Below are 16546 nucleotides of genomic sequence, written 5' to 3'. Positions count from 1 at the left end.
GATTGTCAAAAAGGAGTGCCTGCAGTATTTATATTTTTAAACAAAAAAACAAACTACAGGCATGAAAAAAGATATCACAGAATTATATAGTTTTATAGATGATTTTTGTAAAATTTATTTGGAGTATGAACAGAGAAAGTTATTACCATCAAATAAGCAAAGAAATCGCTGTTGTAGCATGAGTCTAAGTGAAATGTTAACAATAATAATTATGTTTCATACATCCTATGCTAAGAATTTTAAATTTTTCTATAAAAGTTATATAGAGTGCATGCATAAGGATGATTTTCCCAAAGCCTTGAATTATAATAGATTTGTTGAATTAATGGCACGATTATTCATACCGCTAAATATGTTGATTCATTTGTTGTTTGGTGAGGAAACAGGTATTTATTTTATTGACTCTACAACGATTAAAGCTTGTCACAATAAAAGGCGTTATAGCAATAAAGTTTTTAAAGGATTAGCCAAACATAGTAAATCCTCTATGGGGTATTTTTATGGTTTTAAATTACATGTAATAATCAATAATAAAGGGGAGTTTATGGCATTAAAAGTGACCAAAGGCAATGTAGATGATAGGGTTCCAGTACCGGAGTTAACAAAAAGATTAACTGGAATTATAGCAGCTGATAAAGGTTATATTAAGCAAAATTTGTTCTTAAATTTATATGAAAGAGGCTTAAAAATGATTCATGGAATTAAGAAGAATATGGAAAATAAATTAATGGATTTGAAAGAAAAAATCTTACTTCGAAAGCGTAACTTAATTGAAACAGTTTTTGATTATCTAAAAAATAAAATGAACCTTGAACATACTAGACATAGATCACCAATAAATGCCTTTGTCCATATATTATCTACTCTTGTTGCTTACTCATTAAAGAAAAATAAACCTTCAACAAAATTTGATTTTAATCTACATGTTCACAATATCCTTATCCCGAATTGACGTACATTGTAAAATTGGATAGATTTGAAAAATTATTAGTGATAACTGCTATTGCTTCAGCTTTAATAGTCAAAAATGGAATAATACAAAATGCCTTAAATCCCATCCGAATAAAACGGTACAAAACCATTGAAAGACAATTGTTTTCATTATTTACCTATGGCTTTGATCATATCAAAAATGCTTTTTATCAATCTACAACAGCCATAACGCAGCTAATATCCACATTATTAATACCTCCCAAACAAAAACTTTTTTCTATCCTAATACCATCTTTACAAAAATTGTAGGGTACTTATATCTTTAAATTATGATATAAGTAATGGTAAGAGGGTGATTTGAGGGGTACTTGATTGAGATAATCGAGCATAGAATAAGTACCCTCTTACAAAGTTTGCTTTGAACAAATTGCAGAAGGTGTTGGAAGTAGCAGCCTTGCACAATAAGACGAAGGAGATTATATCATGAGTAAAATAATAGGTCTAGATGTAAGTAAACAATGGCTTGATATATGTGTATATAATACAAGCGATAAACCTAAATATCATCGTTTTGCCAATGATGCAGCTGGTCATGAAGAGGTGATTAAATTAGCAAAAGAGCAAGAGATTAAGCTAATAATATGTGAACCCACTGGAGGATACGAAGCTGAGATTTGTCAAAAGCTGTATAATAATAAGCAACAAATACATAAGGTCAATACATATAGTTTTAATTCTTTTAGTAAATCGGTAAATTTGTGTAAAACTGATAGGAAGGATGCATTTAAATTAGCATATTATGGTGATAAGATGCAGCTTTCAGCGAATTATATATATCAAGTTGAATCAGAGAATTTGAAGAGATATAAGCAAAGACGAGAAGATTTAGTATTAATGCTTAGCAATGAAAAGAAAAGACTACATCATAGTATTGATGGTATTGATAAAGATAGTATAGAAAAACACATTAAATTCTTACAAAATGAAATAGCTGAGCTTGATAAGAAGTTAAACAAAACAATAGATGAGTCAGAAGAGTTAAAAGAGAAGGTAAAAATATTAGAGACTGTACCTGGTATTGGTAAATGTTTGGCTACAAAACTAATTAGTTTTGTACCTGAATTAGGGGATAAAAATTATAGTAGTAATGAATTGTCAGCAATTGTGGGGATAGCTCCGTACGCCCGTGATAGTGGTAATAAGCAAGGACGAAGATTTATTAGGGGAGGCAGAAAAATACCACGGGATGCTTTATACATGGCGGTATTAACTGGCAAAAATGGTTTTCAATATTTAAAAACTTTATACAATAGGCTTGTTAATAATTTTAAACCTAAGAAAGTTGCGATAGTTGCTTGTATGCGTAAGCTACTTGAAGTTTGCCATAAACTTATTCAACAAAAACGTTGTTTTATTATTTAGATAAAAGATAATTGCTATGCAAATTCACTCGTCCATATATGACAAATTTTGCGTTTAAAAATAGATGTTGTGACTCGGATATATTCAAATTTCCTTCGAACAACCTACTATTTATAAGCTCTACAAAAAACTTGATTAGACCTCTTGCATAACCTAAAGATAATTGAGGAATTTTTAGGAAAAACGAAGTCGAGTACCGCAGCGTACTGAGATGTACGTGAGGAACGGAGCATAGTACCCTACAATTTTTGTAAAGATGGTATTAGGATAGAAAAAAGTTTTTGTTTGGGAGGTATTAATAATGTGGATATTAGCTGCGTTATGGCTGTTGTAGATTGATAAAAAGCATTTTTGATATGATCAAAGCCATAGGTAAATAATGAAAACAATTGTCTTTCAATGGTTTTGTACCGTTTTATTCGGATGGGATTTAAGGCATTTTGTATTATTCCATTTTTGACTATTAAAGCTGAAGCAATAGCAGTTATCACTAATAATTTTTCAAATCTATCCAATTTTACAATGTGACTTTTTTCAATATCAAAACCACCGCTTTTTAGGTGCAAAAATAGTCGTTCAACACTCCAACGAAATTTATATAAAGCAAAAATATCTTGCTCTATTTCAATTGAAGACACCAGAACCATCAGCTCGCTCTTATCATTTCTATATGCGGTAAAATTAACCTTTCTATTCCATAATATACCACTACAAGCCCTATACTCTAAGGCTTTAACATCACTAAATATTCTTTCAATGGTTAAAGTTCTTAAACCTTTTGTAAGACGAATTTTATGATCCATTTTTAATGGAATAACAAACTTTAGATGGTTATTTATCAGAAAGTCTAACCATTCTTTATTCATAAATTCTCTATCAGCAAGCAAATATTTTATTCTTTCAACGCCAAAATTATTAATAAATTTCTGTAAAAATTCCTTCATAAATTCTGCAGAACACCCGCCACCATGCGACAAAGTCTTCCAGAATATTGGCACCGATATTTTACCAATTACCATTACTAAAAATAAAATATTAATATCGGATTTACCAAATTTCCAACTTGTCCTATCCATTGCTACGACATAATTTTTTGAAGCAAAAAAGCTTAATAGCAAATAGCCAACCTTCATATAATCAAAATTAAAATTTTTTAAAAAACGATAAATTCTATGAGTTTTTGACGTCGCTTTAGCATCACCTAAAATACCAAGTGCTAAACCTTTTGATAAATTGAGCTGCCCGTCAGCAAACTAATTACCATACCAACCAAACATTTTAATCTTGATTTATTTCCGTCTATATATAAAATCAATTCTTGAAGTATTATATTATGCATTTTGTTATAAAAATACCTACCTTATACTACTTCACACCACTCTAAATCAACCATTCTTCTTCATCTTCTCAAAATTGTAGGGTACTATAGGAACGGAGACGAGTTTTGACAACAAAATTACCAATTAGATTAGGTTATGCAAGAGGTCTATTATCGAGTTAAACACTCTGACTTGATAATATGGGCTGCCACATTTGAAGAACTATTAGAGTCAATTGATGAGAAATTGGTAACGTCGTCGCTCAATGCTCGCCTATTACTTATAGGTGTCGCTCCATAGTTCCTAGCACCAAATTCTCCTGAATTGACTATACTTATAGGCGTTGCTCCTTCGTTCTTGCTCAATTCTCCTGAATTGACTATAGATCCTTGAAAGCCTAATTCCCTTAAGATTTTTTGGCTTTCTCTTAGTTGTTCATCTGCTTTTTTTTCATCAACTAATAATGATGTAAGCCTTGCTGCTATATTTGATTTAGTACAGTTAAATTGAATTAATTCTGGTAAAATCTCCTTATTAGCAACAATATTAATCAAAGAAATGTAAGGTATTTTTATTAATAATTTTATTAGAAAAAAACTTACGATATTTAATTTATATGCAACAACCATTGGCGTATTACAAGCAGCAATTTCTAAAGTATTAGTACCAGATTTTGCTAAAGCAAGATCAGAGGCAGCAAAAATCTTAAGCCGATCACTTGAGAACTGGTAATTGAATGCTGCATCTGATAAAAATGCTTTAATTAAAGACTGATGACTAGGATCGGCCAGGACAAATATCACTTGAATATTAGGGAACTGCCTTGCTAATAAATTAATTGCTTCTATAAAGATAGGGGCATGCCTTATTATTTCACTTTTGCGGCTACCACAAGTGATGCATAATAATTTTGAATGAATAGGTATTTGTAATTCTTGCTTTAATTGTCGTTTATCTTGATCATCATAAAAATACTGTTCTAATATTGGATGACCAATATACCGACAATCTAGCCCAACTTTTTGGAAATATGGCGGCTCAAATGGTAGCAAAGCTAACAAATAATCGTAAATTTTAGCGTATTTCATAGCTCGAGAAGGTTTATATGCCCAGACCGATGGGGCAACAATATGCATGATCTTTAAGTTAGGTCTAATTTCTCGAACCTTCTTTACCACCCTATAAGTAAACCCTGGTGAGTCTATGGTAATTAATAAATCTGGATTATGTTGAATAATATCGTCAATAATTTGTTGAATTAACTTAGTGAGCCTAAAAATATGTGGTATAATTTCGACGAAACCCATAAGATTTATTTGACTAATCGGGAAAAGGCTATGGTGCAATCCCGCTTCTTGCATCTTATCGCCGCCAATACCAACGAACTCTAATTGCATTTCCTCCAATTTGTAGAGATTTTTTAGGCTTTGCATCAAACGACTCCCTATAAAATCTCCTGATATTTCGCCAGCAATTAGATAAATCTTAGCCATTTGACTTCCTACTACATAGGCTTAAATTCTTTTCAATCACTGCCGAACGGATACCAACACAATCAAGAATCGAATGAAATACATAGTCATGACTAATCTCAGTATCTAAATGACTGGCTATAGAACTTACTAAGTCAGGATGTTTTTTTTTAAATTCATCCGATACCCAAACTAATAAAGGCACAGTAGTTTGTTCTGGAATCATCGGACCACCGTGACCATAATAACCATGCTCGCCTAAAGATTCAGCGTGATCAGAAACATACATTAAAATAGCGTTGCTATTTTTTAATAAATCTATCACGCTATATAAAAAAAAATCAGTATATAAAATAGTATTATCGTAATCATTAACTAACTGTATAGGATCACAAGTGCTTTGATCTACCATAGTAGTAGAATTACATTTAGGAGTAAATTTTTCGAATTCTTTAGGATATCTAGCAGAATATTTCCAATGACTACCACTTGTATGAACAATTAGAACATCTTTAGTAGCAGAAGAATCTACAATATTTTTAATATAAGGTAACATTTTCTCATCATGATCCAGCCTTGTTAATAGAACCGAACCACCAGGGAGCATACTAAACTTAGCCTGATCATAAATTGTATATGGGTCTTTACTTTTAAAATATTGCACCAAACTTTGAGTACCAATCCAATTAGTATTAAAGTCAAGCATGGTAAAAATTGATAAAAAACTTGTATCTCCTGTAATTTTGTCTATATCCTTAGCAGGATGGCGGGACATAAGAGATGGAACTGAGATACATGTATGATTAGATGAAGATTGTGCTTTAAATGAAAAAAGATTTTCAACAGTGCTTAAATATGGTGTAGTGTTCCTGAAATAACCATTAATACCAAAATGATCAAATCGTGCCGATTCTCCTATAACAACTACAGCTACAATATTTTGATCAGATTGATCGATAAAAGAAAATTTTTCTCTTATATTCTCACGCATGCTGCTTTTGTTGTTACTATTGGATAAGTATAGATATGTATTATGTAGATATTGAATAGGAAAATAACTATTTAGCAACTTGAATTTCGGGGCAATAATATTATTAACAGAAATTAAAAGACAAATTGCTGATAGTAATTTTGTGACAAATAGTTTACTATCTAAAATAGAGAAGTGTTTCATTGTATAAATACAGCTAAACAAACTAAAAATTAACCATACAATCAGCCTAATGCTGATTATTTCGTATAGTTCATTCAAGTCAGTGGAGAAAAAACTACCCATCATTTCTTTTGTAGGAGAAATTTTAAAGAAATATAGGTAATAACTAGCAATTGCCCCTGTTATAAATAAAAATATCGCTCCAATTATAAAAACAAGCCGATGAATAGTTAAACCAAAAAAAATTATAAAGCAAGTAAAGTAAATATATAAAAAGTCTTTACTCAACTCCAACACCGCTTTCAAAAAAGTTACCTTGTAGTAGCTGAATTTGTAACAAGAAACTACTGAATTAAAAAATATGGAATAAATAAGGGCAAAAACTAAAGATAGTTTTATTAATTTACTATCTAGGTGTTTTTGAATTAGTTCTGACATAATAAACACGTACTTTGTATAAATTGTAATTTAGGTATCATGATAATAGCAGTATTGCAAGAATTTTTTCAGCTTCTACAAGCTAATAGACCAATTATTGCCATAGATTATGGAATACGGAAAACAGGCATCGCTATTTCAAATCAAGAACAGACTATTGCTATGCCACTAAAAACTATTTATGAAACGATAGAAGAAAAAAAGATTAAGTCAATATTAGATTTAGTCGCAACTTATTCCATTTGTGGTATAGTCATAGGTTTGCCTATTAGTATGAATGGTAACTCTAGTGAGCAAACTATAATTGTATTAAAATTCAGTGCAACATTAAGTTCTGCAACAAATCTTCCTATATATCTACAAGATGAAAGGCTTACTTCCCTTGCTGCCAATAACTTATTAAAATCGTTAGGAGTCAAAAGACGAGAACGTAACCAAAAAGATGACTCAATTGCAGCAAGTATGATTTTAGAGACTACTTTAGATTCTATTAAGAAACTTCAATAGGTATAGTCAATTGATTAGAAGTTGGTGACGTCATCCACCACTATATGGTCTTGCAATGACAAAAATCTACCTAAAACTATTTATCTAATTCAAATAGTTGATGCAAGCAACGTATAGTTTTTTCAGTATCAAGGTCTTTTATTAGCAGAGAAATTTTAATTTCTGAAATTTGTATCATTTTCACTGATATATTTTGTTTTTCCAGTTCAGTTAATACTATATCAAGAAAATTATGGTCATTTTTAATGCCGTGAGCAATAATCGATACTATAGAAATTTGGCTATCGATAATAAAATTATTTATCTGATTAGCATTTTTTAGATCATCTAGCAAATGCTGTAATTTATTTTTATCGGATAATTGGATAATAAAGCTATATTGTCGATATTCCTCGATATTTTCCATTAATTCTATGTGAATATTATGGTTAGTGATTAGGTTGCATATCTTAGAAAAATTTAATTGAGCGGAATTTACTACTAATTTTAATAAATTTTTATTGGAAGTAATGCCGGTAATTTTTTTATTTTCCATAATTTTTTCTCTAGATGTTATTAGTGTACCACTATCTTCATGGTATAATGGTAGTGAGAACGACGATAAAACGCGTATGGGTACGTTATATCTAATAGCCGCTTCTAAGGAGCGTGGATGCAACACTTTCGCTCCACAAGATGCAAATTCCAGCATCTCCTCAAAACTAATCTGTGATAATTTCTTTGCTCCAGGAACAATTCGTGGATCAGCAGTAAAAACCCCTTCTACATCAGTGTATATATCACATCTATCAGCTTGCATAGCAGCTGCAATTAACGAGGCGGTAGTATCTGATCCTCCTCGACCAAGCGTTACCAACCTATTATTATTACTGATACCCTGAAATCCAGCAACTACCGGGATGATATCTTGTTTAATACATTCTGTTAATAAACTAGTAGAGATTTGCTCAACCAAAGCTTTGCTATAATTATCATTGGTTAAGATTGGTAATTGCCATGCTAGCACAGACCTTGCATCTATGCCTTGTTGTTGTAGCTCAAGGGCAAGTAAGGAGGCTGTTACCATCTCTCCACTACAAAGGGCAGCATCATATTCTGCCAGTTGTGAACTAGTTTTAAGACTAGAAACCTCGTTGCATAAAGTAACTAGCTGATTGGTAACACCAGCCATAGCTGAAACTACAATTATTACTTGATTACCATGCTGCTTTTCAAGCTTAATAATGGGAATGATTTCTTTTATTCTTGCAATGTTAGCAACAGAAGTTCCGCCAAATTTTTGAACTATTATGGACATAAATTGAAGAGATGTTGTTAAAAGGTCATTGCAAGAAGGCGTGAATCAAAGAAGCAATCTAACAAATATGGATTGCCACGACCACTATGTGGTCTCGCAATGACATGACGTTAAGAGATAAAAACAGTCATTGCGAGGAGGCGTAGCCAACGAAGCAATCCAAGAACATTAAGCTCGCTTAACCTTCCATCATTTGCTTACGAGCAACTTTTCTCTTCCTTCTTTCTGTTTCTTGATCCTTACGGACACGTTTTACTGAAGGAGGTTCATAGAAACGAGACATTTTCATTGAACGAAAAACAAGCTCTCTTTGCATTTTTCTTTTCAAATTTTTAATTGCTTGCTCACCATTCCCAGCATGAACATTTACTAGTATCACTTTTAATTACCCCCTTTTAGTGCAAATTAGACTAGACTTCTTATATAAACTAAAGATAGTTGAGGGATTTTTAGAAGAAACGAAGCCGAGTTTCGACAACAAAATCACCAACTAGATTAGTTTATATAAGAAGTCTAATGTTGAATGATAGGAACATTATCTATATACTAAATGAATATGTCAAGATATATGTCAATATTAAAAGATGCATTTATGACTATTGAAGAGAAATATCATAGTTTAAAAGTACAATTTGTACAGACTTTAGCAAAACTGCTAATTTTTAACGAGTGGAATGATAAATTATTAGCAGATACGGAAACAGAATGTGGTTTTGTTAAAGGATATTGCCATATAATTTTTCCTGAGGGGATAAGGGAAATAGTTGATTTTTTTGAAAGCTGGCAAGACCAGAAAATGCTGGAGTTATTATCTCAGCAGGAGACCCCGATTAAAATAAGGGCTAAAATTGATTTAGCCTTAAAAATCAGAATAAAAGATGGTATAGCTAAACTTGTACATTTGAGGAATCGTAGTTATTTTGCCGTACCATCAAACAGCATATTTGCAACAAAAACAGCCTTTCGTACTTGTGACTTAATTTGGCGTTATGCAGGTGATAAGTCTATAGATTATAATTATTATACTAAGAGAGGTCTGTTACTCAGTGTTTATATAACTTCAATACTCTATTACATTCAAGATGAGTCAGAAGATAATATAGATACTGATAAATATATTACTAAATCTTTATCCAATATCATAACTATATCCTCTAAATGTAAGAATATGTTAAAGCTACCAAACCCTGTCGATATACCAATTATTCGACTATTTTTATAATATACTTTCTGTAATCGAGACTATAATGACTAAAAAATACTATCCAGATATTCAATCTAATGTTGATTTTCCAACAATTGAGAGAAAGATTTTAGCTTATTGGCAAAAGCATAATATTTTTCAAAAAACTATAGATGCTAGACCATCAGTAAAAAATGATAAAAATAACGAATTTATATTTTATGATGGTCCCCCTTTTGCCAATGGACTCCCACATTATGGACATTTGCTAACTGGGTTCATCAAGGATGTTTATGCACGTTATCAAACCAGTAGAGGCAAAAGAGTTGAGCGACGCTTTGGTTGGGATTGTCATGGACTACCTGCCGAGATGCAAGCAGAAAAGGAGTTGGGTATTTCTGGTAGAACTGCCATTATCAATTTTGGTATTGATAAATTTAACGAGCATTGTCAATCATCGGTGATGAAATATGCTGATCAGTGGCAGAAATATGTTAATAGGCAAGCAAGATGGGTGGATTTTGACAATTCCTATAAAACTATGGATAAAGCCTTTATGGAATCTGTTTTGTGGGCTTTTAAAGAGTTATATAATAAAGGGCTTCTTTATGAATCAATGAGGGTAATGCCTTATTCTTGGGCATGTGAAACGCCTTTATCCAATTTTGAAACTAGGCTAGACAACTCATATAGAGAGAGAACTGATAAGGCGGTTACGGTAAGTTTTGTACTTAATGAGAAATTGCCAGGTTTTGGGCAGTATAATGAGTATAGAATGCTGGCATGGACTACGACGCCATGGACTTTGCCGGCTAATTTGGCATTAGCCATTGGAGCAAATATTGAATATGCTTTAGTGCCAAATGGTCAGGTTTGTTATATTTTGGCAAAATTTGCTTTAGAAAAATATCACAAAGAATTAGGGCTTAGTGCTGACACAAATTATGATATAATTGAAGGTAAGTGCTTATTAAACATGAATCTTACTTACCAACCATTATTCGATTATTTTTCCAATCATCCAGGTAGTTTCAAAGTACTTTCTGGAGATTTTGTCGTCGAAGGAGACGGTACCGGCATCGTACATATGGCTCCCGGTTTTGGTGAGGAGGATCAAATTCTTTGTCAATCGCAAGGAATAGAACTCGTTTGTCCTGTAGATAATGCTGGGAAATTTACCAAAGAAATTTATGATTTTGTCGGTTTGCAAATATTTGATGCTAATGATCAAATTATTATTAAGCTAAAAAATCAGGGAAATTGGTTTAAAACTGAGCAATATATTCATAATTATCCGCATTGTTGGCGTACTGACACCCCTCTTATATACAAAGCAGTTCCTTCTTGGTATGTGAAAGTTACCGAATTTAAAGACAGAATGGTTGAATTAAATCAGCAAATTAACTGGATACCCTTGCATATTAGGGATAATCTATTTGGAAAATGGTTAGAAAATGCTAGAGATTGGTCAATTAGCCGTAATAGATTTTGGGGGACGCCTCTCCCAGTCTGGAAGTCGGATGATCCGGCTTATCCTAGAATTGATGTGTATGGCTCAATAGAAGAGCTAGAGAAAGATTTTGGGGTAACAATCGTTGATTTGCATCGACCTTTTATTGATCAGCTAACTAGAAAAAATCCAGACGATCCAACCGGCAAATCAATGATGCGTCGAATAGAAGATGTATTTGATTGTTGGTTTGAAAGCGGCTCTATGCCTTATGGACAAGTACATTATCCATTTGAAAATAAAGATTGGTTTGAAAAGCATTTTCCTGCTGATTTTATAGTGGAATATTCAGCACAAACACGTGGTTGGTTCTATACTTTAATGGTGTTGTCAACTGCTTTATTTGACCAACCACCTTTTTTAAATTGTATTTGCCATGGAGTTATATTAGATAGTACCGGACAAAAATTATCAAAGCGTCTTAATAATTATGCTGATCCATTAGAATTATTTGATAAATATGGTTCTGATGCTCTAAGAGTTACTATGCTCTCTGCAAATATAGTTAAAGGTCAGGAATTATTGATCGATAAAGACGGAAAAATGGTTTTTGAGAGCTTACGTTTATTTATTAAGCCTATTTGGAATGCCTACCATTTCTTTACTATGTATGCTAATGCTGACCAAATCAAAGCTGAACTAGACTTTAATTCTCAAAATGTGCTAGATCGTTATATTTTATCAAAACTAAAAATATCAGTACAAAAAATTCAGCATGGGTTAGATAATTTTGACAGTCAAATAGCCTATAGTAACATTGCCAATTTTTTTGAAGTATTAAATAATTGGTATATTAGAAGAAGTAGAAATCGTTTTTGGAAAAGTGAGAAAGATCAAGATAAGAAAAATGCTTATAATACCTTATATAGTTGTATTAAAATAATGTCGTCCGCTCAATCTAGTTTATTGCCATTAATTTCTGAGGAGATTTATTTGGGACTCACCGGGATAGAACCGAAAGGTGAGAGTAGACTTCCTGCAAAAGTCACTTATGCTGAGGAATTTGAAGGAAATGAGGAACGCAGAACCGCAGCGTACTCTAATGTATGTGAGGATTCGAGTACCGCATTGACGTACAAATTACCAGCAGAAGTAGAGTTTTGTGGGAAGTATAGTGTTCATTTGACAGATTTTCCTACACTAGATAAGATAGAAGTGGATGATGATTTGGTTAGCACCATGGATCAAATATTAGATATTTGTAGTAATGCTTTATTCATTAGAAGTAGCGAGAATATTCGGACTAGACAACCATTGAGCAGCTTAACAATCATTAGCAGCAATAATGAGCTATTAATAAAATTTGAAGAATTGATTAAAGATGAAATCAATGTTAAAAAGGTAATTTATAAAGATGATGTAGAAAATTATGCCGATCATAAATTATCGATTAACTTCCCTAATTTAGGTAAGCGTCTACCTCATAAAGTCAAAGATATCATAGTAGCTTCTAAAAAGAATCAGTGGCAACTTACTCCTGAGCATCTAATAATAGCCGGAGAGAAGCTGAATAATGATGAATTCTCTCTAGCCTTGCAACCTAAAAATGCTAAAGGTACAAAATCTTTAGCTAATAATCAGGGGCTAATATTGCTAGATTTGGAAATAACACGGGAATTATACGAAGAAGGTATAGCAAGAGATTTAATACGCTTTATTCAGCAAACGAGAAAAGATGCCAATTTTGCTATAAATGACAGAATTTTTCTAGAAATTATTGGTAAGCCAGATTTTATGCTAATAGTCCAGCAACATAGTAAATTCATTCTCGAACAAACCTTAAGTGAATTTGCAAGCAATTTTACGCCAGACTATATGACTGATATTGAATTAGATTCAAATACGATAAGCATAAGAGTGTCCAAGTTTCTAAGCACATAAGCTATAGTCAATTGATGAGAAGTTGGTGACGTTGTCGCTCAATGCTCGCCTATTACTTATAGGCGTCGCTCCATCGCTCCTAGCCTGAGTTTGACGTAAGCACCAAACAAAATGCTCACCTATAATGGTCCCAATATTTTGGACAGAAAAATAAGAAAAATGAGATAGAATTCTTTAGCAAACAAGGAGAGCTAGAGATGAAAAAACAAGTAAGGCAATATAGTGCTGAGGAGAAAGCCAAAATTGTCATAGAAGCAATTAAGGGAGAGCTAACAATAGCCCAGATAACCAGTAAGTATGGTGTTCATGCAACACAGATCAGTAACTGGAAAAAACAAGGTCTTGAGTTGTTAGTACAAGGTTTTAAGAATAAAACACAGAGTGCTGATCCAAATCAGCAGGGGTTAATCAAGAATCTATATGAGCAAATTGGTCAGTTAAGCGTTGAGTGTGACTGGCTCAAAAAAAAATCTGCATTGTTTGGAATTAAAGGTTAGGTGTAATATGATAGAGCCTAATCATAATAAGTTAACAATTGTACAACAGTGTAAGTTATTGGATATTAGCAGGTCAACCTATTACTATCAACCTACTGGTATTAGTGAACAAGATATCAAGATTATGGCAATAATTGATGAGACCTATACTATGCATCCATATTATGGTATGCGGCGGATGGCTAAATATTTACAAGCCCAAGGTTTTTCGGTAGGTCGTAAAGCTGTTAGACGTTACTACAAGATAATGGGTCTTGAAGCTGTTTATCCTAAAATAAATTTAAGCAAGAGGAATCAAGTGCATAAAATATATCCTTATTTACTAAAAGGATTAGAAATAGTATTGCCAAACCAGGTTTGGAGTGCAGATATAACGTATATAAGACTGAGCCAAGGGTTCGTATATTTAGTAGCTATTATTGACTGGTATAGTCGTTATATTCTAAGTTGGCGAATCTCCATTAGTTTGGAAAGTGAATTTTGTGTAACAGCCCTTGAAGACGCTATAGAAAAATATGGTATGCCAAAAATATTTAATACTGATCAAGGAGTACAATTTACCTCGGAGAATTTTATTAGTATGCTAAAGCTACATAATATCTTGATTAGTATGGATGGTAAGGGACGAGCCTTAGATAATATTTTTATTGAACGTTTTTGGCGATCATTAAAACAGGAAAAAATTTATCGGATTATTTTAACAACAGTAAAGGAGGCAAAGACAGCAATTAACGAATATATGGACTTTTATAATAGACAAAGGATGCATCAAGCTTTGGATTATAAAACTCCAGAATGTGTATATTTTGAAAAAAATATTGTATAAAAACAACAATTTAATTTTTGTGAATTATATCTCTATTTATCTAAATTTTTGTCTAGACAAAGGGGACCACCTTAAAACCCTTGTAATACTATATAATATCAGTGTTAAAAGAAGATTACATAGAGGGTTTTGCCATGACAAATTGTACAGGATTAATTTACCAATCGAAAGTAAAAAAGTATAGTACCCTACAATTTTGAGAAGATGAAGAAGAATGGTTGATTTAGAGTGGTGTGAAGTAGTATAAGGTAGGTATTTTTATAACAAAATGCATAATATAATACTTCAAGAATTGATTTTATATATAGACGGAAATAAATCAAGATTAAAATGTTTGGTTGGTATGGTAATTAGTTTGCTGACGGGCAGCTCAATTTATCAAAAAGGTTTAGCACTTGGTATTTTAGGTGATGCTAAAGCGACGTCAAAAACTCATAGAATTTATCGTTTTTTAAAAGATTTTAATTTTGATTATATGAAGGTTGGCTATTTGCTATTAAGCTTTTTTGCTTCAAAAAATTATGTCGTAGCAATGGATAGGACAAGTTGGAAATTTGGTAAATCCGATATTAATATTTTATTGTCCCAAAATTTGGTTAAAACCTCCGGCTTCAGCCGGAAAAGACTTCAGTCCTTGTTCTAAAATATTTCAATTTACTAATGTTATCATATATATTATTCTCTGAATAGAGAATAATATATATGACTGATTATAGTAAGTCTAGCCACACCGTATTTTACCACCGCTTCCATATCGTTTGGATTACTAAGTATCGATACAAAGTACTCACAGGTAACCTCAGGATTAGAATTAGAGAAATTATTGCTCAGGTAGCAGAATATCTTGGTATCAAAATCATCAATGGAATATTATCTGCCGATCATGTCCATATTATGGCTGAAATTCCACCTCATATATCCATTAGTCAGTTTGTTAAAGCAGCTAAAGGACGTTCATCATATAAAATTCAGCAAGAATTTCCTGAAATTAGAAAAACTTACTGGGGACGCCACTTTTGGGCTAGGGGCTTCTTTAGCTCAACCAGTGGTAATGTCACTGATGATATAATCAATAACTACATTAACAATCATTCAGATGCACATCAGCCTAATAATGTAATGAATATCTCTTTAGAGTAAATCCGTGACTTCTAGTCGCAACTTCAACCTACCAGCTTCAGCTGGTTAGTTATTGAGTTTTAGTAATGGTAATTGGTAAAATATCGGTGCCAATATTCTGGAAGACTTTGTCGCATGGTGGCGGGTGTTCTGCAGAATTTATGAAGGAATTTTTACAGAAATTTATTAATAATTTTGGCGTTGAAAGAATAAAATATTTGCTTGCTGATAGAGAATTTATGAATAAAGAATGGTTAGACTTTCTGATAAATAACCATCTAAAGTTTGTTATTCCATTAAAAATGGATCATAAAATTCGTCTTACAAAAGGTTTAAGAACTTTAACCATTGAAAGAATATTTAGTGATGTTAAAGCCTTAGAGTATAGGGCTTGTAGTGGTATATTATGGAATAGAAAGGTTAATTTTACCGCATATAGAAATGATAAGAGCGAGCTGATGGTTCTGGTGTCTTCAATTGAAATAGAGCAAGATATTTTTGCTTTATATAAATTTCGTTGGAGTGTTGAACGACTATTTTTGCACCTAAAAAGCGGTGGTTTTGATATTGAAAAAAGTCACATTGTAAAATTGGATAGATTTGAAAAATTATTAGTGATAACTGCTATTGCTTCAGCTTTAATAGTCAAAAATGGAATAATACAAAATGCCTTAAATCCCATCCGAATAAAACGGTACAAAACCATTGAAAGACAATTGTTTTCATTATTTACCTATGGCTTTGATCATATCAAAAATGCTTTTTATCAATCTACAACAGCCATAACGCAGCTAATATCCACATTATTAATACCTCCCAAACAAAAACTTTTTTCTATCCTAATACCATCTTTACAAAAATTGTAGGGTACTTATATCTTTAAATTATGATATAAGTAATGGTAAGAGGGTGATTTGAGGGGTACTTGATTGAGATAATCGAGCATAGAATAAGTACCCTCTTACAAAGTTTGCTTTGAACAAATTGCA

At 32.3% G+C, this 16546-nt stretch carries 17 protein-coding genes; 11 read left to right on the top strand and 6 right to left on the bottom strand.

All coding sequences use genetic code 11. The features are described from left to right. Positions 1–61: 61 nt before the first annotated feature. The 3 genes from NBW66_RS04175 to NBW66_RS04165 all read left to right on the top strand — a co-directional run bounded on the left by NBW66_RS04175 (position 62) and on the right by NBW66_RS04165 (position 2355). Positions 62–952: an IS982 family transposase gene (locus tag NBW66_RS04175; protein ID WP_250311337.1), complete on the top strand. Its 891-nt coding sequence runs from the start codon at positions 62–64 to the stop codon at positions 950–952. A 14-nt stretch (positions 953–966) separates the two neighbouring features. Further along, a complete protein-coding gene (locus NBW66_RS04170; protein WP_250311301.1) occupies positions 967–1242 on the top strand; it encodes a hypothetical protein in 276 nt (91 codons plus the stop codon). Between the two features lie 174 nt (positions 1243–1416). Beyond that, complete coding sequence (locus tag NBW66_RS04165) at positions 1417–2355, top strand: IS110 family RNA-guided transposase (protein WP_250310767.1); 939 nt, start codon at positions 1417–1419, stop codon at positions 2353–2355. A 239-nt stretch (positions 2356–2594) separates the two neighbouring features. Here NBW66_RS04165 and NBW66_RS04160 read toward each other — a convergent pair whose 3' ends face one another. From NBW66_RS04160 to NBW66_RS04150, 4 genes are all read right to left on the bottom strand, one after another. Then, positions 2595–3524, bottom strand: a complete 930-nt coding sequence (locus tag NBW66_RS04160; protein WP_250312225.1) for a transposase — start codon at positions 3522–3524, stop codon at positions 2595–2597. 47 nt (positions 3525–3571) lie between these two features. After that, positions 3572–3694, bottom strand: a complete 123-nt coding sequence (locus NBW66_RS14430; protein ID WP_284346704.1) for a hypothetical protein — start codon at positions 3692–3694, stop codon at positions 3572–3574. 150 nt (positions 3695–3844) lie between these two features. Next, positions 3845–5167, bottom strand: a complete 1323-nt coding sequence (gene lpxB / locus NBW66_RS04155) for a lipid-A-disaccharide synthase (protein WP_250311816.1) — start codon at positions 5165–5167, stop codon at positions 3845–3847. Next, on the bottom strand, positions 5160–6737 hold the full coding sequence (locus tag NBW66_RS04150) for a phosphoethanolamine transferase (protein WP_250311815.1): 1578 nt from the start codon (positions 6735–6737) through the stop codon (positions 5160–5162). Before NBW66_RS04150 ends, lpxB begins: the two co-directional genes overlap by 8 nt. Positions 6738–6776: 39 nt before the next feature. Here NBW66_RS04150 and ruvX point away from each other — a divergent pair, with 39 nt between their 5' ends. Continuing rightward, positions 6777–7244 carry a Holliday junction resolvase RuvX gene (gene ruvX, locus NBW66_RS04145; RefSeq protein ID WP_094649362.1) on the top strand — a complete coding sequence of 156 codons (468 nt, stop codon included), beginning with the start codon at positions 6777–6779 and terminating at the stop codon, positions 7242–7244. A 76-nt stretch (positions 7245–7320) separates the two neighbouring features. Here the strand turns inward: ruvX and NBW66_RS04140 are convergent, their stop codons facing one another. Beyond that, on the bottom strand, positions 7321–8541 hold the full coding sequence (locus tag NBW66_RS04140; RefSeq protein WP_250311814.1) for an aspartate kinase: 1221 nt from the start codon (positions 8539–8541) through the stop codon (positions 7321–7323). Between the two features lie 178 nt (positions 8542–8719). Next, positions 8720–8920, bottom strand: a complete 201-nt coding sequence (rpsU, locus tag NBW66_RS04135; protein ID WP_094649364.1) for a 30S ribosomal protein S21 — start codon at positions 8918–8920, stop codon at positions 8720–8722. 213 nt (positions 8921–9133) lie between these two features. Between rpsU and NBW66_RS04130 the strand changes: the two genes are divergently transcribed. The 7 genes from NBW66_RS04130 (at position 9134) to NBW66_RS04100 (ending at position 16423) form a co-directional block, all read left to right on the top strand. Then, complete coding sequence (locus NBW66_RS04130; RefSeq protein ID WP_250311813.1) at positions 9134–9763, top strand: COQ9 family protein; 630 nt, start codon at positions 9134–9136, stop codon at positions 9761–9763. A 22-nt stretch (positions 9764–9785) separates the two neighbouring features. Beyond that, positions 9786–13115: an isoleucine--tRNA ligase gene (gene ileS, locus NBW66_RS04125; protein ID WP_250312259.1), complete on the top strand. Its 3330-nt coding sequence runs from the start codon at positions 9786–9788 to the stop codon at positions 13113–13115. 197 nt (positions 13116–13312) lie between these two features. Continuing rightward, positions 13313–13612 carry a transposase gene (locus tag NBW66_RS04120; protein ID WP_094649795.1) on the top strand — a complete coding sequence of 100 codons (300 nt, stop codon included), beginning with the start codon at positions 13313–13315 and terminating at the stop codon, positions 13610–13612. A gap of 7 nt (positions 13613–13619) precedes the next feature. Next, complete coding sequence (locus NBW66_RS04115) at positions 13620–14438, top strand: IS3 family transposase (protein WP_250310686.1); 819 nt, start codon at positions 13620–13622, stop codon at positions 14436–14438. Between the two features lie 268 nt (positions 14439–14706). Next, complete coding sequence (locus NBW66_RS04110) at positions 14707–15081, top strand: hypothetical protein (RefSeq protein WP_250311384.1); 375 nt, start codon at positions 14707–14709, stop codon at positions 15079–15081. Between the two features lie 59 nt (positions 15082–15140). After that, the gene (tnpA, locus tag NBW66_RS04105; RefSeq protein WP_250310592.1) at positions 15141–15578 is read left to right on the top strand and encodes an IS200/IS605 family transposase; all 438 of its coding nucleotides are present in this window, start codon (positions 15141–15143) and stop codon (positions 15576–15578) included. A gap of 65 nt (positions 15579–15643) precedes the next feature. After that, positions 15644–16423, top strand: coding sequence for a transposase (locus NBW66_RS04100; RefSeq protein WP_250311232.1), 780 nt, complete (start codon positions 15644–15646; stop codon positions 16421–16423). Positions 16424–16546: the final 123 nt, after the last annotated feature.

It is taken from the genome of Rickettsia endosymbiont of Oedothorax gibbosus, assembly GCF_936269705.1.
Classification (GTDB): domain Bacteria; phylum Pseudomonadota; class Alphaproteobacteria; order Rickettsiales; family Rickettsiaceae; genus Tisiphia.
Note: the sequence above shows the minus strand (reverse complement) of the source record. Positions and strands in the feature narration are given on the sequence as shown.

What these genes read in the sequence shown, in the direction of transcription:
- NBW66_RS04120 (WP_094649795.1), top strand. Translation starts at nt 13,313, where the DNA reads ATGAAAAAACAAGTAAGGCAATATAGTGCTGAGGAGAAAGCCAAAATT.
- lpxB (WP_250311816.1), bottom strand. Translation starts at nt 5,167, where the DNA reads ATGGCTAAGATTTATCTAATTGCTGGCGAAATATCAGGAGATTTTATA.
- NBW66_RS04100 (WP_250311232.1), top strand. Translation starts at nt 15,644, where the DNA reads ATGGTAATTGGTAAAATATCGGTGCCAATATTCTGGAAGACTTTGTCG.
- NBW66_RS04165 (WP_250310767.1), top strand. Translation starts at nt 1,417, where the DNA reads ATGAGTAAAATAATAGGTCTAGATGTAAGTAAACAATGGCTTGATATA.
- NBW66_RS04150 (WP_250311815.1), bottom strand. Translation starts at nt 6,737, where the DNA reads ATGTCAGAACTAATTCAAAAACACCTAGATAGTAAATTAATAAAACTA.
- NBW66_RS04130 (WP_250311813.1), top strand. Translation starts at nt 9,134, where the DNA reads ATGACTATTGAAGAGAAATATCATAGTTTAAAAGTACAATTTGTACAG.
- NBW66_RS04110 (WP_250311384.1), top strand. Translation starts at nt 14,707, where the DNA reads ATGCATAATATAATACTTCAAGAATTGATTTTATATATAGACGGAAAT.
- NBW66_RS14430 (WP_284346704.1), bottom strand. Translation starts at nt 3,694, where the DNA reads ATGCATAATATAATACTTCAAGAATTGATTTTATATATAGACGGAAAT.
- NBW66_RS04140 (WP_250311814.1), bottom strand. Translation starts at nt 8,541, where the DNA reads ATGTCCATAATAGTTCAAAAATTTGGCGGAACTTCTGTTGCTAACATT.
- NBW66_RS04175 (WP_250311337.1), top strand. Translation starts at nt 62, where the DNA reads ATGAAAAAAGATATCACAGAATTATATAGTTTTATAGATGATTTTTGT.
- tnpA (WP_250310592.1), top strand. Translation starts at nt 15,141, where the DNA reads ATGACTGATTATAGTAAGTCTAGCCACACCGTATTTTACCACCGCTTC.
- NBW66_RS04115 (WP_250310686.1), top strand. Translation starts at nt 13,620, where the DNA reads ATGATAGAGCCTAATCATAATAAGTTAACAATTGTACAACAGTGTAAG.
- ruvX (WP_094649362.1), top strand. Translation starts at nt 6,777, where the DNA reads ATGATAATAGCAGTATTGCAAGAATTTTTTCAGCTTCTACAAGCTAAT.